Below are 22,239 nucleotides of genomic sequence, written 5' to 3' on the forward strand. Positions count from 1 at the left end.
ATGGCAACAAAACAAAAAGAAGTAACCACATTTGATGTGCAAGTAGCAGACTTTATCCGTAACCACAAAAAAACAGGAACAGCAACAGATGACGAAATCAATTCAAGTCTGGTTATTCCTTTTGCCCTTGATGCAGATGGCATTGAAGACCTTTTGCAACGGATCCAGGATGCTGGAATTTCTATCACAGACAACGAAGGAAATCCAAGCGCGCGTGTTCTTAGTGCAGAAGAAGAGCCAGAACTCAGTGATGAGGACTTGATTGGCTCAACTTCTGCCAAGGTCAATGACCCAGTCCGTATGTATTTGAAGGAAATCGGGGTCGTTCCTCTCTTGACCAACGAAGAGGAAAAAGAATTGGCCCTAGCAGTTGAGGCTGGTGATATCGAAGCCAAACAACGTCTTGCAGAAGCCAACCTTCGTTTGGTGGTTTCTATTGCTAAGCGTTACGTAGGGCGTGGCATGCAGTTTCTTGACTTGATCCAAGAAGGAAACATGGGCTTGATGAAGGCTGTTGACAAGTTTGACTATTCAAAAGGATTCAAGTTTTCAACTTACGCAACTTGGTGGATTCGTCAGGCGATTACCCGTGCCATCGCTGACCAGGCTCGTACCATTCGTATCCCTGTTCACATGGTTGAAACCATTAACAAGCTTGTCCGTGAACAGCGGAATCTCCTTCAAGAATTGGGGCAAGATCCAACACCTGAACAAATCGCTGAGCGTATGGATATGACACCTGACAAGGTGCGTGAAATCTTGAAAATCGCCCAAGAACCAGTATCACTTGAAACACCGATTGGTGAAGAGGACGATAGTCATCTTGGGGACTTTATCGAAGACGAAGTGATTGAAAATCCAGTAGACTACACAACTCGAATCGTTTTGCGTGAGCAGTTGGATGAAGTCCTGGATACTCTTACAGACCGTGAAGAAAACGTCTTGCGCTTGCGTTTTGGACTAGATGATGGTAAAATGCGTACTCTTGAAGATGTCGGTAAAGTCTTTAACGTGACTCGTGAACGTATCCGTCAGATTGAGGCCAAGGCTTTGAGAAAATTGCGCCAACCAAGTCGCAGCAAACCGCTTCGTGATTTTATTGAAGACTAAGAGTGAGGAATAACATGGCTTATACAGAAGAGCAAATTGAAACGATCAAAACACGTATTTTAAACGCCTTGGAAGAAGTCATCGACCCTGAGTTGGGGATTGATATTGTCAACCTAGGTTTGATTTATGAAATTCGATTTGATGGTGAAACGGGTCACACTGAAATTGATATGACCTTGACAACTATGGGCTGCCCATTGGCTGATCTTTTGACAGACCAGATACACGATGCGATGACAGATGTGCCTGAGGTAACTAATACCGAAGTTAAATTAGTCTGGTATCCAGCTTGGACAGTTGAAAAAATGAGTCGATACGCGCGTATCGCCCTAGGAATTAAATAAAGACTAAAAAAATGAGAGAGACGATTGGAAAATAAGGTAATTTTATCCTTTTTCCTTTGGTCTCTTCTTTCTTTTGCTGATTTTCTGGAAATAAAATGGTATAATGAAAGGTATGGAAAACGAAAAATTGCGTATTAATATGCTAAGTTCAAGTGAAAAAGTAGCTGGTCAAGGAGTGTCAGGAGCTTATAGAGAATTGGTTAGTCTCCTTCACCGCGATGCCAAAGACCAGTTGATTGTTACGGAGAATCTTCCTGTAGAGGCAGATGTAACTCATTTTCACACCATTGATTTCCCTTATTATTTATCTACTTTCCAAAAGAAACGCTCTGGGAGAAAAATTGGCTATGTGCATTTTTTGCCTGATACGCTTGAGGGGAGTTTGAAGATTCCATTTTTCCTAAAAGGAATTGTCAAACGCTATGTTTTTTCCTTTTACAACCGAATGGAACACTTGGTGGTGGTCAATCCCATGTTTATCGAGGATTTAGTGGCTGCTGGTATTCCGCGTGAAAAAGTAACTTATATTCCAAATTTTGTAAACAAAGAAAAATGGCATCCATTACCAGCTGAACAGGTTGCACAACTCCGGAAGGAAATGGATCTTGCGGAAGATCAGTTTGTCGTAATCGGTGCGGGTCAGGTTCAGAAACGTAAAGGAATTGATGATTTTATCCGTCTTGCTGAGGAATTGCCAGAAATTACCTTTATCTGGGCAGGTGGTTTTTCATTTGGTGGGATGACAGATGGTTATGAACGCTACAAGAAGATAATGGACAATCCACCTGAAAATCTTATTTTCCCTGGAATTGTGTCACCGGAAAGGATGCGGGAACTTTATGCTATGGCGGATCTGTTCTTACTACCAAGTTACAATGAATTATTCCCTATGACCATCTTAGAGGCGGCAAGTTGTGAAGCGCCGATTATGTTGAGAGATTTGGACCTGTATAAGGTTATTCTTGATGGGAATTATCGTGCTACAAGTGATGTTTCCGAGATGAGAGAAGCAATCTTAGAATACAAGAATGATCCTGAAGCCTTAAAAGACTTGAAAGAAAAAGCTCGCGAGATCTCCAAAGAGTACTCTGAGGAGCATTTGTTGGAAATCTGGTTAAAATTTTATCGAGAACAGGCCGCTTTGGGCAAAAAGTGAGGTAATTTATGCGAATTGGTTTATTTACAGATACCTATTTCCCTCAAGTTTCCGGGGTTGCGACTAGTATTCGGACCTTGAAAACTGAGCTTGAAAAGCAAGGACATGCAGTTTTTATCTTTACAACAACTGATAAAGATGTGAATCGATACGAGGATTGGCAAATTATTCGCATTCCGAGTGTCCCTTTCTTTGCATTTAAGGATCGACGATTTGCCTACCGAGGTTTTACAAAGGCGCTCGAAATTGCCAAGCAGTATCAACTCGATATCATTCATACCCAGACAGAATTTTCGCTTGGTTTGTTAGGGATTTGGATTGCGAGAGAATTGAAAATTCCAGTTATTCATACCTACCATACCCAGTATGAAGACTATGTGCATTACATTGCTAAGGGCATGCTAATTCGTCCGAGTATGGTGAAATATTTGGTGCGTGGCTTCCTTCATGATGTAGATGGCGTGATTTGCCCTAGTGAAATTGTTCGTGACCTTTTATCTAAATACAAAGTCAAGGTTGAGAAGCGTGTCATCCCAACTGGAATTGAGTTGGCTAAGTTTGAACGACCTGAGATCAAAGAGGAAAACTTACAAGAGCTTCGTTCGAAGTTAGGTATTCAGGAAGGCGAAAAAATGCTACTGAGCCTTTCTCGTATCTCCTTTGAGAAGAATATCCAAGCAGTCTTAGCTGCCTTTGCACAGGTTTTGAAAGAAGAAGACAAGGTGAAGTTGGTTGTTGCTGGAGACGGACCTTATCTGGATAGTCTGAAAGAACAAGCAGGGAAATTAAACATACAAAAACATGTGATTTTTACAGGTATGATTGTTCCAAGTGAGACAGCCTTGTACTATAAAGCAGCTGATTTCTTTATCTCAGCCTCTACGAGTGAAACTCAGGGCTTAACCTATCTGGAAAGTCTAGCCAGTGGAACGCCTGTTATTGCTCATGGCAACCCCTATCTTGAAAATCTAATCAATGATAAAATGTTTGGGACCCTCTACTATGGAGAACGAGAGCTTGCAGGAGCTATTCTTGAAGCCTTGATTGCTACTCCTGATATGTCTGAACAAAAGTTGGCGGATAAGTTGTATGAGATTTCGGCTGAAAATTTTGGGAAACGAGTTCATGAGTTTTACCTTGATGCCATTATCTCAAATAACTTTGAACATGAGTTACATGATGGTCAACCTGTCAGTCAGCGATTCTTAAAAACGATTCTCTATCTACCTCAACAGGCTGTTACAAGTCCAGTAAAGGAATCCAAGCGTATTTTAAGAGCATCTCGAAAACAATTGTCTAGCATCAGAGATTATTGGAGAGACGAATTCAAATAATAGAATAAGAGGAAGAAAAAATGAAAAAATTAATGAGAAGTGGGAAAGATCAAAAAATTGGTGGAGTATGAGCAGGAGTTGCTCATTATTTTGATATTGATCCAACAATTGTTCGTGTCATTTGGGCTGTTCTTGCATTTTGTTATGGGACAGGAGTCCTTGCTTATATCATTTTATGGTTGATTGCACCAGTTTCGACAGAATATTAAATTAGAATTATATAGAAAAAGGAGAAGTTATGGCTTTTGGAGATAACGGAAAACGTAAAAAAACTTTGTTTGAAAAGGTGACGCTTGTTGTCGTGCTCATCATGTTGTTTGTAACCCTTGCTGGTATCTTTGCAACTGCGCTTGGAGCTTTCAGCAGATTCTAAGCAAGCTACGAGGATAAAAACAATAACTAATGACTGGGTTCTCCCCAGCCTTTTTAAAGTGAGAAGAAAATATGAGTATGTTTTTAGATACAGCCAAGATTAAGGTCAAGGCTGGTAATGGTGGCGATGGCATGGTTGCCTTTCGCCGTGAAAAATATGTCCCTAATGGTGGTCCTTGGGGTGGTGATGGTGGACGTGGAGGTAACGTTGTTTTCGTGGTAGACGAAGGCTTACGTACCTTGATGGATTTCCGTTATAACCGTCATTTCAAGGCTGATTCTGGTGAAAAAGGGATGACCAAAGGAATGCACGGACGTGGTGCAGAAGATCTACGTGTTCGCGTGCCACAGGGGACTACTGTACGTGATGCGGAAACAGGTAAAGTCATTACAGACTTGATTGAACATGGTCAAGAATTTATCGTGGCTCATGGCGGTCGAGGTGGTCGTGGAAATATCCGTTTTGCCACGCCAAAAAATCCTGCACCTGAAATCTCTGAGAATGGAGAACCAGGTCAAGAACGTGAGTTGCAACTGGAATTGAAGATCCTAGCGGATGTCGGCTTGGTCGGTTTCCCATCTGTCGGAAAGTCAACATTGCTTAGTGTCATCACTTCAGCTAAGCCCAAAATCGGTGCTTACCACTTTACGACGATTGTCCCTAATCTAGGGATGGTTCGTACGCAGTCAGGTGAATCTTTTGCAGTAGCAGACCTTCCAGGTTTGATTGAAGGGGCTAGTCAAGGTGTTGGTCTTGGAACCCAGTTTCTCCGTCATATTGAACGTACACGAGTTATCCTCCATGTCATCGATATGTCAGCTAGCGAAGGACGTGATCCTTATGAGGACTACCTTGCGATCAATAAGGAATTAGAATCCTACAACCTTCGTCTCATGGAACGTCCGCAGATCATCGTAGCCAACAAGATGGATATGCTTGAAAGTCAGGAAAATCTTAAAACTTTCAAGGAAAAGTTGGCAGCAAACTACGACGAGTTTGAGGAACTTCCAGCCATCTTCCCAATTTCTGGTCTGACCAAGCAAGGGTTAGCGACTCTTTTGGATGCTACAGCCGAGTTGTTAGACAAGACTCCAGAATTCCCAATCTATGATGAATCCGATATGGAAGAAGAGGCTTACTATGGCTTTGACGAGGAAGAAAAGGCCTTTGAGATTAGCCGTGATGATGATGCGACATGGGTACTTTCTGGTGAGAAACTCATGAAACTCTTTAACATGACCAACTTTGACCGTGACGAATCAGTCATGAAGTTTGCCCGTCAGCTTCGTGGTATGGGAGTTGACGAAGCTCTTCGTGCACGTGGTGCCAAAGATGGCGACTTGGTCCGAATCGGTAAATTTGAGTTTGAATTTGTAGACTAGGAGATTGATATGGGAGATAAACCGATATCATTCCGAGATGCAGATGGAAATTTTGTTTCTGCAGCAGATGTGTGGAATGAAAAGAAACTAGAAGAATTGTTTAATCGTCTCAATCCTAAACGTGCTCTTCGATTGGCACGTACAAAGAAAGAAGAAACACAGTCAAAGAAATAAAAAGTTCCCGTGATCTTTTGATCACGGGATTTGTTTTATTCACTAAAGAAAAATGGCGGCGCATATTTTTTAAGACTCTCAAAACAAGCTTGCGCTTTTGTAGCATCTTCACAGATAATCATGCAAACATCGTCTCCACAAAGGGTTGCAACGATATCTGGAAAGGCCAAGGAATCAATTACAGATCCAAATGATTGGGCTAAACCGGGTAAAGTTTTCAAAATAACCTGGTGTTGCACAGGACGCAGCATAACAAGAGCGTCTTCCATATAATTTTCAAGACGTTTTTCCCATTTGGAGATAGACCCTGTATTTAGCACATAATAAGAATTATCCTCTTCGCGCACTTTTGAAAGGTTCATGGTTTTGATATCGCGTGATAAGGTAGCCTGAGTAACTTGGATATCATTTTCCGCTAATAAGGCTTGTAATTCAGCTTGAGTGTGGATTTTGTTTTTTGAAACGAGGGCGCGGATAAGTTGGTGTCTGTGTTCTGATTTGTTCATAAAGTAAGTACTCCTTTTACAAGGTACAGTAGCGTGGACTGAACGATAACGTCAGTCGGGTGGTAGGCGGTATTGTCACGTATGATGATTTCGCAGTCAGTAGGATAAAGAACTAGATGGAGAGATTCTCCTTCTTTTAACTTGTCACTAGTTGCGTGCAGATAAACTGGGTAGCAATCCGTTCATCTACATTGATGTTCTTTAATGACAGTGAATCATTCAATTTGGGTAGCTTTTTGTCACGGCTTGTTGTGAATTTACTCTAAATGTAATTCACAGAGATTTCCAACATGTGGTCTGGTAGCGTGTATGATAAATGGTTACACATGTTGGTTAGAGGGAGTATCTTTTGTCCAAGTTCTATCTAGGGGCTTCTATAATGCTTTAAGATGAACTGGATTTGATACGAAGTTTATGTTTGATTCGACTGTTCAAGTGGAAAACTTCGGTTATAGGAAGTTCAATGGTCAAATTCATTAACTTTTCCTTTGAATATTTCCATATTGAAAGTCTGGTAGATTATACCTTTTGACAAGGTAGGATAAGACTAGACTGTGCTAAATCAACAGTCAACTGATAGTCTGTATTATCTCGAATTGTAATCTCAAAGTCTGTGGTGTAGAGAACCAAACGGAGAGTATCTCCTTCTTTAAGTTTGTAGATAGTTGGTTGAAGCTCTAGCTGGAAGTCCATCCATTCATTTGGTTGGATTTCTTCAATAGTCAGGAGATTGGTTCGATTTTGAAGATTAAGGTAGCCTTTGGTGATGACACGTTGGGCACTTGGGTTGAATGGTAGTTCACAGAGATTTTCTAACATGTGGTAACGACCATTATCAATGGTTCTAGCACTTAAAACAGCTGGATAAGGCTGTAGATATTTCTTTTGTCCAAGTTCTAACAGTTGGGCTGATAATAAGCCCTTGTTCGTACTTGATTTGACACGAAGTTTCAGCTCCACTCGCCCATTTAAGTGAATGTCTTGACTTACTGGAAGGTCAATGGTGATCTGATTGGCTTTTCCTTGGTAAAGTTCGGTGTTGAAGATCTGGTAAGTCTTTCCATAACGATCAAAATCTTTTTGATCATACTGGTTTTGAATCACTTTTTCTTCAGTTCCAAGTGAGAAGGTATGCAGTTCATCCTGCTTGCCAAAGTTATCAAGATCTTGCCATCTTTGCGGTGCGATATTGTCCTGCCAGATAACAGTCGGAAGTTGATAGCCTGAGTCAAGTCCTAACAATTTCTTACTTAACAAGGCATTCATGGACTCGCGGAAGTCGATCGACTGCCAGTTGTTCATATAGACATGGGCACCATGATGGAAAAAGAGGTGCTTATTGATATGGCTAGGTAGGGCATGAAACATCTGGTAAACATGAAGAGGTTTGACGTTCCAGTCCTGGGAACCATGCGTAAAGACGACTTCAGCTCGAACCTTGTGAGCATTGAGCAGATAGTTGCGGTCATGCCAAAATTGATTGTAGTCACCAGTCTTGCGATCGAGTTTCTCTTTTACCTTCTCTAAGTCTGCTTGATGAGCTTCATTGCCACGAATATAGTCACCAGCTTGGAGGTTGCGAGAGTAGGTCAATTCAGCAAGTGAGTCAAAATCCTCACCTGGGTAACCACCTGGACTGGTCACTAGACCATTTTCCCGATAGTAGTTGTACCAAGAGGAGATACCTGCTTCAGCGATGATGACTTCTAAGCCATCAACACCAGTGGTGGCGAGACCATTGGACATGGTACCTAGATAGGAAATACCTGTTGTTGCGACTTTGCCGTTTGACCAATCAGCTTTGACCTCACGATTCCGCATGTGGTCAGTAAAGGCACGACAACGACCATTAAGCCAATCAATGACATTTTTATAAGCTTCAATCTGCTGGTAATCCCCATTGGTCATAAGCCCTTGGGAATCCCTGGTACCAACACCCGATACATAGAGATTGGCAAATCCACGTGGGAGGAAGTAGTCATTTAGAGTATATGAGCTATTGATATGAGATAGCTTTTCTTCAGCTTCTAAGACGACTTCTGCTTGACCATGAGGTTCGACTAAATTCAGCTTAGGTTCCTCAAGCTCAATGGTGTGGGGCGGTTTGACCTCAAGCTCCCCTTCCATTTTGTAGAGACCCTTGTCACTGGCTTTGTCGTTGGTCCCTTGGTGATAAGGGCTGGCAGTCATAAGAGCAGGTACATGACCATCGTAACGTGGGCGGATAACGCTGACTTTGACTAAATCAGGGAGTCCGTCTTTATCAGTATCCATACGGCTCTCGACATACACGACTTCACGAATGACATCATGAGTAGAGAAGGTTGCCAAGCTCTTACCGTTAAAGTAGTGGTAGTGATTATCTTCTGAAATGAGTCCATCACTAACAAGCTGATCGATGAGCGTATTTCCTTTTTTTGTTCGCGTATTGAGTAACTGATAAAGGTTTTCAATGAGATCTCCATAAACAATAGGAAAACCAGTTTCTCTACGGAATTGTTCGGCATCCTCAAAGTCAACAAGATAGCTAAATCCTAAAAGTTGAAAAACTACTGTGTAGAAAATCTCCGCAGTTAACTCACGGTCTGACTGGAAAAAAGTTACTAAATCTGTTTCTTTATCCGCAGCCAAAGTTGACAAGGCATAATCCGTGTTAGAATAAGTGAAAAAACTCCAACGAATGAAGTCTTCAAACTGTCTTTTTAAGGACAGTTGGGGTGACAGCTTTAGACCAAGACCTTCTAATTCTGCAAATCGTTGAGAACTAGTGGTTGGTTGATAGCTGAATTGATTAAAACGCATGTTTCTCTCCTTTGAAAACAGACTGGATTTATTATATCAAAAAAGAGGGAAAAATGGAATAAATAAACTTAAATGAAATAAATTTCTTAAACCAGCATATCTATTTGCTAAGTTATTATAAAATGCTGAATAAATACCATAGGAGTAAGCCTTTTTATAGAGATTTTTATATGTAAAACTGCATATAACTCCTATCTTTATTATTCTTCGTTTGGTATAAATATATCTAAATTTACATTTAAAACTATTATATAATATTAATTTTATATTTTCTTCCTTTGAAAAATGAAGAATTTAACAGTAAGAAGAGAAGAAGTTTGTAACTGATGATATTGAAAAGAAAGTGCAGAGTTGCTTCAATATCCAGCTTAAAATGGTATAATAGTAGTAAAACGAAAGCAAGGAGGAGAAGAAATGATTGCACAGCTCGATACCAAGACTGTTTACAGTTTTATGGAAAGTGTGGTTTCGATTGAAAAATATGTACATACAGCTAAAGATTATGGCTATTCTCACCTTGCTATCATGGATGTGGATAATCTTTATGGAGCCTATCACTTTTTAGAGGTGACTCGAAAATATGGAATCCAACCTTTAATTGGTCTCGAAATAACCTTGATTATAGACGAGAAGGCGATCTCTTTCCGTTTTCTAGCCCTATCCACTAAAGGTTATCAAGAGTTGATGAAGTTATCCACTTTAAAAATGACTGGACGGAAAAATTGGTCTGACTTCACCTCCCACCTCGAAGATGTTGCTATTATTGTTCCCTATTTTGATGGAATCGATCAGCTGGATTTAGGTCATGATTATTTTATTGGGGTTAGTCCCGATACTACTCAAGAAGTCTTTACGAAACCCATTCTTCCACTGTATCAGGTCAACTCCTTTGAGAAAGAAGACATGCAGGTTTTGCAAATCTTGTCGGCAATCAAAGATAATGTCAGTCTGAGAGAAGTGGATGTGCATTCACAACAAGGGATCTTTCTACCAGCCTCAGACTTAGAAACAAGATTTAAAAATCGTTTTCCTCAGGCACTTACCAATCTTCAAGGCTTGATAGAGAATGTTAGCTACCAACTTGATCCAAGTTTAAAACTCCCTCGCTTTAACCCTGAAAGACCAGCGGTAGAAGAACTTAGAGAGAGGGCTGAGCAAGGCTTGATAGCCAAGGGGCTAACCTCAGTTTTTTACCGAGAGCGGCTAAATGAAGAGTTGGCTGTTATTCATGATATGGGATTTGACGACTATTTCCTAGTAGTTTGGGATTTGTTGCGCTTTGGACGTTCCCAAGGCTACTATATGGGAATGGGGCGCGGGTCTGCTGTGGGTAGTTTGGTCGCCTACTCACTTGACATCACAGGGATTGATCCAGTTGAGAAAAACTTGATTTTCGAGCGCTTTTTAAATCGCGAGCGTTACACCATGCCTGATATTGATATTGACATTCCAGACCTTTATAGACCAGAGTTCATTCGTTATGTTCGTGATCGCTATGGCAGTCAACATGTGGCACAAATTGTCACTTATTCGACCTTTGGAGCAAAACAGGCGATTCGTGATGTTTTCAAACGCTATGGCGTTCCAGAGTACGAATTAACAAATATTACGAAAAAAATCAGTTTCCGAGATACGCTAACGACAGCCTATGAAAAGAATTTACAGTTTAGGCAGGTCATCAATAGCAAAATGGAATATCAAAAAGCTTTTGAGATTGCTCGAAAGATTGAAGGGTATCCTCGTCAGACCTCTATCCATGCCGCTGGGGTCGTTATGAGTGACCAAGACCTGACGGACTATATCCCACTCAAATACGGTGAGGATATGCTGATCACCCAGTATGATGCTCATGGTGTTGAAGCTAATGGCCTTTTAAAAATGGATTTCCTAGGTCTGCGTAACCTAACTTTTGTCCAAAAAATGCAGGAATTATTGGCCGAGTCAGGAGGTATTCATCTGAGAATAGAGGATATTGATCTGGAAGACAAAGAAACTCTGGCTCTCTTTGCTGCTGGAAATACCAAGGGGATTTTCCAATTTGAACAACCTGGCGCCATTCGACTCTTGAAACGTGTTCAGCCGCAAGTCTTTGAAGAGGTAGTAGCAACGACATCCCTCAATAGACCAGGTGCTAGTGATTATATTGATAATTTTGTGGCTCGTAAGCACGGGAAAGAAAAGGTGACGGTGCTAGATCCTGCCTTGGAGGACATTCTGTCATCAACCTACGGTATCATGCTCTATCAAGAGCAAGTCATGCAGGTAGCTCAACGGTTTGGAGGCTTCAGTCTTGGTAAAGCCGATATTCTCAGACGAGCCATGGGTAAGAAAAATGCTAAAGAGATGCATTTGATGAAGGAAGATTTTATCACGGGAGCTATGAAATTGGGGCATTCAGAAGAAAAGGCCAACCAAGTTTTTGCAGTGATGGAAAAGTTTGCAGGCTATGGATTTAACAGATCCCATGCTTATGCCTACTCAGCGCTGGCTTTCCAGCTTGCTTATTTCAAGACGCATTATCCTGCTATTTTCTTTCAAGTCATGTTGAATTATTCAAGTAGTGATTACATTGTAGATGCATTGCAGATGGACTTTGAAGTAGCTCCTTTAGCAATCAACAGCATTCCCTATCACGATAAAATTGCTCAGAAGAAAATATTTCTAGGTCTAAAAGCCATTAAGGGCATGCCAAGAGATTTTTCTTACTGGATTATTGAAAATCGTCCCTTCTCAAGCATTGAAGATTTTGTCACACGTCTTCCCAAGAATTACAAGAAACTGTCGCTTCTGACTCCTTTGGTTGAACTGGGGCTTTTTGATGAGTTTGACAAGAATCGCCAAAAAATCCTAGTGAATCTACCCAACCTATTTGTTTTTGTTGAGGAGTTAGGTGGACTCTTTGCAGATACAAATTATAGTTGGACTGAAGCTGATGATTTTACTCAAGCAGAGAAGTTTTACAAGGAGCAGGAACTGATTGGGGTAGGTATCAGTTCCCATCCTCTCCAAACTCTTGCCAAACAAGCCCTATATCCGACGACGCCAATCGCTAATCTTACTGAGGGAGCTCAAACCACTCTCCTAGTTGAAGTTCAAAAGATTAAAGTGATTCGAACCAAGAAAGGCGAGAGTATGGCCTTTCTACAGGTTCATGATAGTAAGTCTCGGATAGATGTAACTGTATTTTCAGACCAATATAGAAAATATGCTTCCATTTTATCCGAAGGGAAATTTTACTACATCAATGGCAAAGTTCAATCTCGAGATGGTCGTCTGCAAATGATTGCACAAGATTTGAAAGAAACAGTGGCAGAACGATTCTGGATTCAAGTTAAAAATCATGAATACGATAAAGAGATTTCAAATATCCTAGAACAATACAAAGGCCCAATCCCTGTCATTATCAGGTATGAAGAGGAAGGAAAAACGGTTGTTTCTACACAACATTTTGTAAGAAAAGATTCTGCTCTAGAGGAAAAATTAGAGGGAATTGCTATGAAAACGATTTATCGCTAAAAATACGGAAAATAGAAGAATTTTCGATTTAAATGTGGTATAATCAGTAAGAATGTTAAAAGAAAAAGGAGCATAAACCAAATGAAACGTATTGCTGTTTTGACCAGTGGTGGAGACGCCCCTGGTATGAATGCTGCCATCCGCGCAGTAGTTCGCCAAGCAATCTCAGAAGGAATGGAAGTTTTTGGTATCTATGATGGATACGCAGGTATGGTTGCCGGTGAAATTTATCCACTTGATGCTGCTTCAGTAGGAGACATCATTTCACGTGGTGGTACTTTCCTTCACTCTGCTCGTTACCCTGAGTTTGCACAACTTGAAGGCCAACTTAAAGGGATTGAGCAATTGAAAAAACACGGTATCGAAGGAGTCGTAGTTATCGGTGGAGACGGTTCTTATCACGGAGCTATGCGCTTGACTGAGCATGGATTCCCAGCTATCGGACTTCCAGGAACTATTGATAACGATATCGTAGGTACTGATTTCACAATTGGATTTGATACTGCGGTTACGACTGCGATGGATGCGATTGATAAGATTCGTGATACATCATCAAGTCACCGTCGTACTTTCGTTGTTGAAGTAATGGGACGTAACGCTGGTGATATCGCTCTTTGGGCTGGTATCGCAACTGGTGCTGATGAAATTATCATCCCTGAAGAAGGCTTCAAGATGGAAGATATCGTAGCTAGTATCAAAGCTGGTTATGAGCACGGTAAAAAACACAACATTATCGTTTTGGCAGAAGGTGTTATGTCAGCAGCTGAATTTGCTCAAAAACTAAAAGAAGCTGGCGATACAAGCGATCTTCGTGTAACTGAACTTGGACACATCCAACGTGGTGGGTCACCAACCGCTCGTGACCGAGTATTGGCATCACGCATGGGTGCACACGCTGTTAAACTCCTTAAACAAGGAATCGGTGGTGTCGCTGTTGGTATCCGTAACGAGAAAATGGTAGAGAATCCAATTCTTGGAACAGCAGAAGAAGGAGCTTTGTTTAGCTTAACAGCGGATGGTAAGATCGTTGTTAACAACCCTCATAAAGCTGATCTTGAACTTTCTGATTTGAACAAGAGCTTGTCCTAATCAACTTTCATTAATTTGGTAACATGACCTTAAAAGGTCGAATTATATAAAGGAGTCACAAAAATCATGAACAAACGTGTAAAAATCGTTGCAACTTTAGGTCCTGCGGTTGAAATCCGTGGTGGTAAAAAATTCGGTGAAGACGGATACTGGGGTGAAAAACTTGACGTTGAAGCTTCAGCTCAAAATATTGCTAAATTGATTGAAGCAGGAGCAAACACTTTCCGTTTCAACTTCTCACACGGTGACCACCAAGAACAAGGTGAGCGTATGGCAACTGTTAAACTTGCTGAGAAACTTGCAGGTAAAAAAGTTGGTTTCCTTCTTGATACTAAAGGACCTGAAATCCGTACAGAATTGTTTGAAGGTGACGCAAAAGAGTACTCTTACACAACTGGTGAAAAAATCCGTGTTGCAACTAAACAAGGAATCAAATCAACTCGTGATGTGATTGCTTTGAACGTTGCTGGTGCCCTTGATATCTACGATGATGTTGAAGTTGGTCACCAAGTTTTGGTTGACGATGGTAAATTGGGTCTTCGTGTTTTCGCAAAAGACGATGCAACTCGTGAATTTGAAGTAGTCGTTGAAAATGACGGTATCATTGCTAAGCAGAAAGGTGTAAACATCCCTAACACTAAAATTCCTTTCCCAGCTCTTGCTGAACGTGATAACGATGATATCCGTTTCGGTTTGGAACAAGGTATCAACTTCATCGCGATTTCATTCGTACGTACTGCAAAAGACGTCGACGAAGTTCGTGCAATCTGTGAAGAAACTGGTAATGGTCACGTTCAATTGTTTGCGAAAATCGAAAACCAACAAGGTATCGATAACTTGGATGAAATCATTGAAGCTGCTGACGGTATCATGATCGCTCGTGGTGACATGGGTATCGAAGTACCATTCGAAATGGTTCCAGTTTATCAAAAAATGATCATCACTAAAGTGAACGCAGCAGGTAAAGTTGTTATCACAGCAACAAACATGCTTGAAACAATGACTGAAAAACCACGTGCAACTCGTTCAGAAGTATCAGACGTATTTAACGCTGTTATCGACGGAACTGACGCTACAATGCTTTCAGGTGAGTCTGCAAACGGTAAATACCCACTTGAGTCAGTAACAACAATGGCTACAATTGACAAGAACGCACAAACTCTTCTTAACGAATACGGACGTTTGAACTCAGATACATTCGAACGTAACTCTAAGACAGAAGTTATGGCTTCAGCTGTTAAAGACGCTACTAACTCAATGAATATCAAATTGGTTGTTACTCTTACTAAGACTGGTCACACAGCTCGTTTGATTTCTAAATACCGTCCAAATGCTGATATCTTGGCATTGACATTCGACGAATTGACAGAGCGTGGATTGATGTTGAACTGGGGTGTTATCCCAATGTTGACTGAAGCTCCATCATCAACTGATGATATGTTCGAAATCGCTGAACGTAAAGCAGTTGAAGCAGGTCTTGTAGAATCTGGTGACGATATTGTTATCGTTGCAGGTGTGCCACTTGGAGAAGCTGTTCGTACAAACACAATGCGTATCCGTACAGTACGTTAATCTAACACAAAAACCTATCATTTCAGGCTGAAAAGCTTGAGTGATAGGTTTTTTTTTATCAAAATGAGATGGTATTTAGTAAATAGGAATGGGAAAAAACTGAAAATTATGGTATAATAGAACGAAAAGACCTTTTTAGTAAATTTTGAAAGAGTAAAACATGAGAAAAATTGTCATCAATGGTGGACGTCCATTGCAAGGTGAGATCACCATTAGTGGTGCTAAAAATAGTGTTGTAGCGCTTATTCCAGCTATTATCTTATCAGATGATATTGTCACTTTAGATTGTGTTCCAGATATTTCAGACGTTGCTAGTCTTGTCGAAATCATGGAAATTATGGGGGCGACTGTTAAGCGTTATGAGGATGTCTTGGAGATTGATCCAAGAGGTGTTCAAAACATTCCTATGCCTTATGGCAAGATTAATAGCTTGCGTGCTTCTTATTATTTCTACGGAAGTCTTTTAGGTCGCTTTGGTGAAGCTACAGTTGGACTTCCTGGTGGATGTGATCTGGGACCTCGTCCGATTGACCTTCACTTAAAAGCCTTTGAAGCCATGGGTGCTAAGGTCAGCTATGAGGGAGATAATATGAATTTATCTGCCCAAGGTAAGGGGCTTCATGGCGCAAGTATTTACATGGATACCGTCAGTGTAGGTGCAACAATTAACACGATGATTGCTGCGGTTAAAGCTAAGGGACGTACTGTCATTGAAAATGCGGCTCGTGAACCGGAAATTATTGATGTCGCTACCCTTTTGAACAATATGGGGGCCCATATTCGTGGTGCAGGAACTGATATTATCATTATTGATGGTGTCGAGAAACTTCATGGAACGCGTCATCAGGTTATTCCAGACCGTATCGAAGCTGGAACCTATATTTCACTTGCTGCAGCGGTAGGAAAAGGAATTCGTATTAACAACGTTCTCTATGAACACTTAGAAGGCTTTATCGCCAAACTAGAGGAAATGGGCGTTCGTATGACGGTCTCAGAAGACAGTATCTTCGTTGAAGAGCAATCTGGTTTGAAGGCCATCAATATCAAAACAGCACCCTATCCAGGGTTCGCAACCGATTTGCAACAGCCTATCACGCCACTTTTACTAACTGCCCAAGGTCGTGGAACCATTATTGATACGATTTATGAGAAACGTGTCAATCATGTCTTTGAGTTAGCAAAAATGGATGCGGATATTACGACTACAAACGATCACATTATCTACAACGGTGGTCGTAAGTTACACGGGGCAAGTGTAAAAGCTACAGACTTGCGAGCTGGTGCTGCACTTGTCATCGCTGGCTTGATGGCTCAAGGCCAGACTGAAATTACGAATATTGAGTTTATCCTTCGTGGCTACTCAGATATTATTGAAAAATTGCGTAGTCTTGGAGCGGATATTACACTCGTTGAAGACTAAGCCGTTGAGGTGATTATGAATATTTGGACCAAATTAGCAATGTTTTCTTTTTTTGAAACGGAGCGCTTGTATTTGCGTCCTTTCTTTTTTAGTGATAGTCATGCATTTTTCGAGATTGCTTCAAACCCTGAGAATTTACAGTTTATTTTTCCCAGTCAAGCAAATTTGGAAGAAAGTCAGTACGCACTTGCTAACTATTTTATGAAGAATCCTCTGGGTGTTTGGGCAATTTGTCTCCAAGGAAATCAAGAAATTATTGGCTCTATTAAATTTGAAAAGATTGATGAAATCAAAAAAGAAGCAGAAATTGGTTACTTCTTAAAGAAAGATTCTTGGTCACAAGGTTATATGACAGAAGTGGTTACCAAGATATGTCAGCTTTCTTTTGAAGAATTTGGTTTAAAACAATTATCCATCATCACTCATCTGGAGAATCAAGCTAGCCAAAAAGTAGCCTTAAAATCGGGATTTAGTCTCTTCCGACAGTTTAAGGGGAGCGATCGCTATACACGAAAAATGAGGGACTATCTTGAATTTCGATACATAAAAGGAGAATTCAATGAGTAAACACCAGGAAATTTTGTCCTATCTGGAAGAGTTGCCAATTGGGAAGAGAGTTAGTGTTCGCAGTATTTCCAATCACCTAGGTGTTAGTGACGGAACAGCCTACCGAGCTATCAAAGAAGCTGAAAATCGTGGAATCGTTGAAACTCGGCCACGTAGTGGAACCATACGGGTCAAGTCCCAAAAAGTGGCTATTGAGCGGCTAACCTATGCTGAAATTGCTGAAGTCACCTCCTCTGAAGTTTTAGCTGGTCAGGAAGGGCTAGAGCGAGAGTTTAGCAAATTCTCCATTGGGGCTATGACAGAGCAAAATATCCTGTCCTATCTCCATGATGGTGGTCTTTTGATCGTAGGAGACCGCACTCGCATTCAACTTTTGGCGCTGGAAAATGAAAATGCAGTCCTCGTTACGGGTGGTTTTCATGTCCAAGATGATGTTCTTGAGTTGGCTAATAAAAAAGGGATTCCAGTTCTGAGGAGTAAACATGACACTTTTACAGTAGCGACCATGATTAACAAAGCCCTCTCAAATGTTCAAATCAAAACCGATATTCTGACAGTCGAAAAGCTCTATCGTCCCAGTCATGAGTATGGCTTTTTGAGAGAAACGGATACGGTCAAAGATTATCTAGACTTGGTCCGTAAGAACAGAAGTAGTCGTTTCCCAGTCATTAATCAGCACCAAGTGGTTGTTGGAGTTGTTACCATGCGTGACGCAGGAGATAAGTCTCCCAGTACAACGATTGACAAGGTGATGACGCGAAGTATCTTCGTAACTGGCTTAGCAACCAATATTGCCAATGTCAGTCAACGAATGATTGCAGAAGATTTTGAGATGGTTCCTGTTGTCAGAAGTAACCAAACCTTGCTCGGTGTCGTAACACGACGAGATGTCATGGAAAAGATGAGCCGTTCCCAAGTTTCTGCTTTGCCGACTTTCTCAGAACAAATCGGGCAAAAACTCTCTTATCATCATGATGAAGTCGTCATTACTGTTGAGCCCTTCATGCTGGAGAAAAATGGTGTCCTTGCTAATGGAGTCTTGGCTGAAATCCTCAACCATATGACCCAAGACCTCGTTGTCAATAGCGGACGTAATCTCATCATTGAACAGATGTTGATTTATTTCTTGCAGGCTGTGCAGATAGATGATACTCTGCGGATTCAGGCTCGCATTATTCATCACACAAGACGCTCAGCTATTATTGATTATGATATTTATCATGGTCATCAGATTGTTTCAAAAGCAAATGTTACAGTGAAAATCAATTAGAATCTAGGAGAAAAAATGATAACTTTAAAATCAGCACGTGAAATCGAAGCCATGGACAAGGCTGGTGATTTCCTAGCAAGTATCCATATCGGCTTACGTGATTTGATTAAGCCAGGCGTGGATATGTGGGAAGTAGAAGAATATGTTCGTCGACGTTGTAAAGAGGAAAATTTCCTTCCTCTACAGATTGGCGTGGATGGGGCAGTTATGGATTATCCCTATGCCACTTGTTGCTCTCTTAATGACGAAGTAGCTCACGCTTTCCCACGTCATTACATATTGAAAGATGGCGATTTGCTCAAGGTTGACATGGTATTGGGCGGTCCAATTGCCAAATCAGACCTCAATGTCTCTAAACTCAACTTCAACAATGTTGAACAAATGAAAAAATACACCCAAAGTTATACTGGTGGTTTAGCTGACTCATGTTGGGCTTATGCGGTTGGTACACCGTCTGAAGAAGTGAAAAACCTGATGGACGTAACCAAGGAAGCTATGTATGTAGGAATTGAGCAAGCAGTTGTCGGCAATCGTATCGGTGATATTGGTGCAGCCATTCAAGAATACGCTGAAAGTCGCGGTTACGGTGTCGTTCGTGATTTGGTTGGTCATGGTGTTGGTCCAACTATGCACGAAGAGCCAATGGTTCCTAACTACGGTATTGCAGGCCGTGGACTCCGTCTCCGTGAAGGAATGGTACTAACCATTGAACCCATGATCAATACTGGGGATTGGGAAATTGATACAGATATGAAGACTGGCTGGGCTCATAAGACTATGGATGGCGGCCTGTCTTGCCAATATGAACACCAGTTTGTGATTACAAAAGACGGTCCTGTTATCTTGACAAGTCAAGGTGAAGAAGGAACGTATTAAAACGAAAGGGGCATAGCTCCTTTTTTATATTCAGTTTAGATAAAATAGACAAGCGTAGCAAAGTTGTCACAAATTTTTTCTTTTGTAGTAAAATAGGATTAGAATTTTGAGAAAGTAGGTAATTCGTTGGAGTCGATTATATTTCTAGTATCCGTTTTTTTAGCTGGTATCCTGTCCTTCTTTTCACCCTGCATCTTTCCTTTGCTACCTGTCTATGCTGGTATTTTACTGGATGATCAGGGAAATTCGAAAAGCTTTCGCTTTTTTGGAAGAGACGTTGCATGGTCAGGCTTAATTCGAACCTTGTGCTTTATTGCTGGAATTTCCCTCATTTTCTTTATTTTAGGATTTGGAGCTGGATTCCTAGGGCACATGCTCTATGCAGACTGGTTTCGTTATGCTATGGGAATAGTCATTATTCTTTTAGGACTTCATCAGATGGAAATCTTGCATTTCAATAAACTGGAGGTTCAAAAGACAGTCACCTTCAAACAATCAAAGTCTAATCACTATCTGTCAGCCTTTTTACTTGGGATAACCTTTAGTTTTGGTTGGACCCCTTGTATCGGACCAGTCTTAAGTTCAGTCTTGGCCCTAGCAGCTTCAGGTGGCAATGGTGCTTGGCAAGGAGCTGTGTTAACATTAGTATACACATTGGGAATGGCCCTTCCTTTCATTGTTTTGGCCTTGGCTTCGGGCTGGATTATGCCCTATTTTAGTGAATTAAAACCCCATATGATTTTACTAAAGAAAATCGGGGGAGCTTTGATTATTTTGATGGGATTATTATTAATGCTAGGGCAGTTAAATGCCTTGTCAGGAATTCTTGGATAAAAGGAGAAAAAGATGAAAAAAGTTATTTTTGCTGGATTGAGCCTCATGTCTCTATTCTTGTTGATTGCCTGTGGTGAAAAAGAAACCAAACAGACAAGCAGTCCAAAACAACCTGCAATACAACAAATCGCAGTTGGTAAGGATGCGCCAGACTTCATCTTGCAGTCTATGGATGGCAAAGAAGTCAAGTTATCAGACTATAAAGGGAAAAAGGTCTATTTAAAATTCTGGGCTTCTTGGTGTGGACCATGTAAAAAAAGCATGCCTGAGTTGATGGAACTAGCTGCCAAACAAGATCGAGACTTTGAAATCTTGAGTGTCATTGCACCTGGTTTACAAGGTGAAAAAACAGTTCAAGACTTTCCAAAATGGTACCAAGAACAAGGCTACAAGGATATTCCAGTTCTATATGATACGCAAGCAACTACCTTCCAATCCTACCAAATTCGTAGTATTCCAACAGAATACTTGATTGACAGTCAAGGTAAAATCGGAAAAATCCAATTTGGTGCTATTAGCAATGCTGATGCAGAAGCGGCTTTTAAAGAAATGAAATAAAGAAAAAATCGCGATTGTTCGCGATTTTTTTATAGTTTTTCATTGATAAAGCGGATAAATTGATTCCACCAAACCTTCAAAAAGAAGGCTTTTTCTACTTTCTTTTCAGAAACCATTTCAAAAGATGGTTTGTCGGAAGTGAGATAGCCCTGGCCGACCAAATCCTGATCATCATAGGTCAGAGTACCAACAACCTTTCCTTCTTCTAGTGGAGCTATTTCTGATGTTGATTTCGGTGTGAATTGGAGGGCTGGTGTAGTACCGCTTCCGATTCGTTGGACGATGGAAATGTCTGACTTAGCGACAGCTGTCACATTATCTTCTTTACCATCCAGAACTGTTACTTTACTATCATTGTATGCTTCACCTTTCTGAACGACGGTTTTTAAGGCAAAGTTTGCAGAAATATAATCTAAAAGTGCTGAAGTAGCAGTAAAACGTGCATAAGGGTTGGTATCTTGTTGATCTGCATTCAAAACAACCGTAATAATACGCATCCCTTTCTCAACAGTTGTTCCCACGAATGAAGCACCAGCTTTATCAGTAGTACCTGTCTTTAGTCCATCAATACCACCACGATAGGCTGGCATTCCCTCCAACATATAGTTGGTTGAGTGGATTTCAAGTCCTGCAAAGTTAGAAGTTGGTTTTTTGGTGATCTCCAAAACTTGAGGATAATCTCGGATGAGGTTACGAGCGACGATTGCAACATCGTAGGCACTCAACTTGTTTTCATCGTCTTTTTTAGAACCAGGATAGATATTATCTCCAAGGGTTTCATTATTTAAACCAGTAGTGTTTACAATAGTTGCATCTTGAATTCCCCATTCAAGAAGTTTAGCCCTCATCTTGTCTACAAAGTCTTTCTCAGAACCAGCAATCTTTTCTGCTAGCGCAATCGCAGCACTGTTCGCGCTGGATACCATTGTAGCCTCTAATAGTTGTTCAACAGTATAATTTCGAGCTTCCATAGGGACGTTACTCGCCTCAGAATTAGTTGTAAGTTTGTAAGGATAGTCTGAAATATCAACCGGTGTTGACAGACTGATAGTCCCTTGTTCCAAGGCTTCATAGACCAAATAAACTGTAACCAGTTTTGTAATAGAAGCAATTTCTACAGGCTGATTTGCATCTTTTTCATAGAGGATTTTTCCAGTTGTAGCCTCGACAGCAATAGCATGTTTAGCAGCAACATCAAACTCCTGAGCAGAAACGGTAGAAGCTGTTCCAAAAACAAAAAGTGTCATAAAAGATAAAATTATTTTTTTCATATTAGTTTTATTTTATCATAAAGAAAAAAAATATTCTCGCTTTTTTACTAAAGCCATCTTATCTTTTTCAGAAATATGGTAAAAT

19 protein-coding genes and 1 pseudogene are annotated in these 22,239 nt (G+C 40.8%); 17 read left to right on the forward strand and 3 right to left on the reverse strand.

What is annotated here, in order from left to right:
* From rpoD to SORDD25_RS00340, 8 genes and pseudogenes are all read left to right on the forward strand, one after another.
* Positions 1-1,110: an RNA polymerase sigma factor RpoD gene (rpoD, locus tag SORDD25_RS00305; RefSeq protein WP_000201890.1), complete on the forward strand. Its 1,110-nt coding sequence runs from the start codon at positions 1-3 to the stop codon at positions 1,108-1,110.
* Positions 1,111-1,124: 14 nt separating this feature from the next.
* Positions 1,125-1,454, forward strand: coding sequence for a metal-sulfur cluster assembly factor (locus SORDD25_RS00310; RefSeq protein ID WP_000331930.1), 330 nt, complete (start codon positions 1,125-1,127; stop codon positions 1,452-1,454).
* A gap of 112 nt (positions 1,455-1,566) precedes the next feature.
* Complete coding sequence (locus SORDD25_RS00315; RefSeq protein WP_061852638.1) at positions 1,567-2,610, forward strand: glycosyltransferase family 4 protein; 1,044 nt, start codon at positions 1,567-1,569, stop codon at positions 2,608-2,610.
* Positions 2,611-2,618: 8 nt separating this feature from the next.
* The gene (locus SORDD25_RS00320) at positions 2,619-3,944 is read left to right on the forward strand and encodes a glycosyltransferase family 4 protein (RefSeq protein WP_061852203.1); all 1,326 of its coding nucleotides are present in this window, start codon (positions 2,619-2,621) and stop codon (positions 3,942-3,944) included.
* 32 nt (positions 3,945-3,976) lie between these two features.
* Positions 3,977-4,153, forward strand: a pseudogene (locus tag SORDD25_RS00325) (PspC domain-containing protein).
* A 29-nt stretch (positions 4,154-4,182) separates the two neighbouring features.
* Complete coding sequence (locus tag SORDD25_RS00330; RefSeq protein ID WP_000863851.1) at positions 4,183-4,317, forward strand: DUF4044 domain-containing protein; 135 nt, start codon at positions 4,183-4,185, stop codon at positions 4,315-4,317.
* A 71-nt stretch (positions 4,318-4,388) separates the two neighbouring features.
* Positions 4,389-5,699, forward strand: coding sequence for a GTPase ObgE (gene obgE / locus SORDD25_RS00335; protein ID WP_049505732.1), 1,311 nt, complete (start codon positions 4,389-4,391; stop codon positions 5,697-5,699).
* Positions 5,700-5,708: 9 nt separating this feature from the next.
* Complete coding sequence (locus tag SORDD25_RS00340) at positions 5,709-5,873, forward strand: hypothetical protein (protein WP_000502578.1); 165 nt, start codon at positions 5,709-5,711, stop codon at positions 5,871-5,873.
* A gap of 35 nt (positions 5,874-5,908) precedes the next feature.
* Here SORDD25_RS00340 and SORDD25_RS00345 read toward each other — a convergent pair whose 3' ends face one another.
* Both SORDD25_RS00345 and SORDD25_RS00350 read right to left on the reverse strand, forming a co-directional pair.
* A complete protein-coding gene (locus SORDD25_RS00345; protein ID WP_001043018.1) occupies positions 5,909-6,379 on the reverse strand; it encodes an arginine repressor in 471 nt (156 codons plus the stop codon).
* Between the two features lie 519 nt (positions 6,380-6,898).
* The gene (locus SORDD25_RS00350; RefSeq protein ID WP_061852204.1) at positions 6,899-9,181 is read right to left on the reverse strand and encodes a Xaa-Pro dipeptidyl-peptidase; all 2,283 of its coding nucleotides are present in this window, start codon (positions 9,179-9,181) and stop codon (positions 6,899-6,901) included.
* A gap of 414 nt (positions 9,182-9,595) precedes the next feature.
* Here SORDD25_RS00350 and SORDD25_RS00355 point away from each other — a divergent pair, with 414 nt between their 5' ends.
* The 9 genes from SORDD25_RS00355 (at position 9,596) to sdbB (ending at position 20,883) form a co-directional block, all read left to right on the forward strand.
* The gene (locus tag SORDD25_RS00355) at positions 9,596-12,697 is read left to right on the forward strand and encodes a DNA polymerase III subunit alpha (RefSeq protein WP_061852205.1); all 3,102 of its coding nucleotides are present in this window, start codon (positions 9,596-9,598) and stop codon (positions 12,695-12,697) included.
* 81 nt (positions 12,698-12,778) lie between these two features.
* A complete protein-coding gene (pfkA, locus tag SORDD25_RS00360) occupies positions 12,779-13,786 on the forward strand; it encodes a 6-phosphofructokinase (protein WP_061852206.1) in 1,008 nt (335 codons plus the stop codon).
* Between the two features lie 66 nt (positions 13,787-13,852).
* Positions 13,853-15,358 (forward strand): pyruvate kinase, encoded by a 1,506-nt coding sequence (gene pyk, locus SORDD25_RS00365; RefSeq protein WP_061852207.1) that lies wholly within the window; start codon positions 13,853-13,855, stop codon positions 15,356-15,358.
* Between the two features lie 160 nt (positions 15,359-15,518).
* Positions 15,519-16,778 (forward strand): UDP-N-acetylglucosamine 1-carboxyvinyltransferase, encoded by a 1,260-nt coding sequence (locus SORDD25_RS00370; protein ID WP_049479008.1) that lies wholly within the window; start codon positions 15,519-15,521, stop codon positions 16,776-16,778.
* A gap of 15 nt (positions 16,779-16,793) precedes the next feature.
* Entirely contained in the window at positions 16,794-17,345 is a 552-nt protein-coding gene (locus SORDD25_RS00375; RefSeq protein WP_061852208.1) for a GNAT family N-acetyltransferase, read from the forward strand.
* A complete protein-coding gene (spxR, locus tag SORDD25_RS00380; RefSeq protein ID WP_000033809.1) occupies positions 17,338-18,615 on the forward strand; it encodes a CBS-HotDog domain-containing transcription factor SpxR in 1,278 nt (425 codons plus the stop codon). The genes SORDD25_RS00375 and spxR overlap by 8 nt, the downstream gene beginning before the upstream one ends.
* A 15-nt stretch (positions 18,616-18,630) precedes the next feature.
* Positions 18,631-19,491: a methionyl aminopeptidase gene (locus tag SORDD25_RS00385; RefSeq protein ID WP_061852209.1), complete on the forward strand. Its 861-nt coding sequence runs from the start codon at positions 18,631-18,633 to the stop codon at positions 19,489-19,491.
* Positions 19,492-19,617: 126 nt separating this feature from the next.
* Positions 19,618-20,325: a thiol-disulfide oxidoreductase-associated membrane protein CcdA2 gene (gene ccdA2, locus SORDD25_RS00390; protein WP_061852210.1), complete on the forward strand. Its 708-nt coding sequence runs from the start codon at positions 19,618-19,620 to the stop codon at positions 20,323-20,325.
* A gap of 12 nt (positions 20,326-20,337) precedes the next feature.
* Positions 20,338-20,883 (forward strand): thiol-disulfide oxidoreductase-associated lipoprotein SdbB, encoded by a 546-nt coding sequence (gene sdbB / locus SORDD25_RS00395; RefSeq protein ID WP_061852211.1) that lies wholly within the window; start codon positions 20,338-20,340, stop codon positions 20,881-20,883.
* 29 nt (positions 20,884-20,912) lie between these two features.
* On the opposite strand, the gene pbp3 is transcribed toward sdbB, so the two are convergent.
* Positions 20,913-22,154, reverse strand: coding sequence for a D-alanyl-D-alanine carboxypeptidase PBP3 (gene pbp3 / locus SORDD25_RS00400; RefSeq protein WP_061852212.1), 1,242 nt, complete (start codon positions 22,152-22,154; stop codon positions 20,913-20,915).
* Positions 22,155-22,239 lie beyond the last annotated feature (85 nt).

This window comes from Streptococcus oralis, assembly GCF_001579525.1.
GTDB lineage: Bacteria > Bacillota > Bacilli > Lactobacillales > Streptococcaceae > Streptococcus > Streptococcus oralis_M.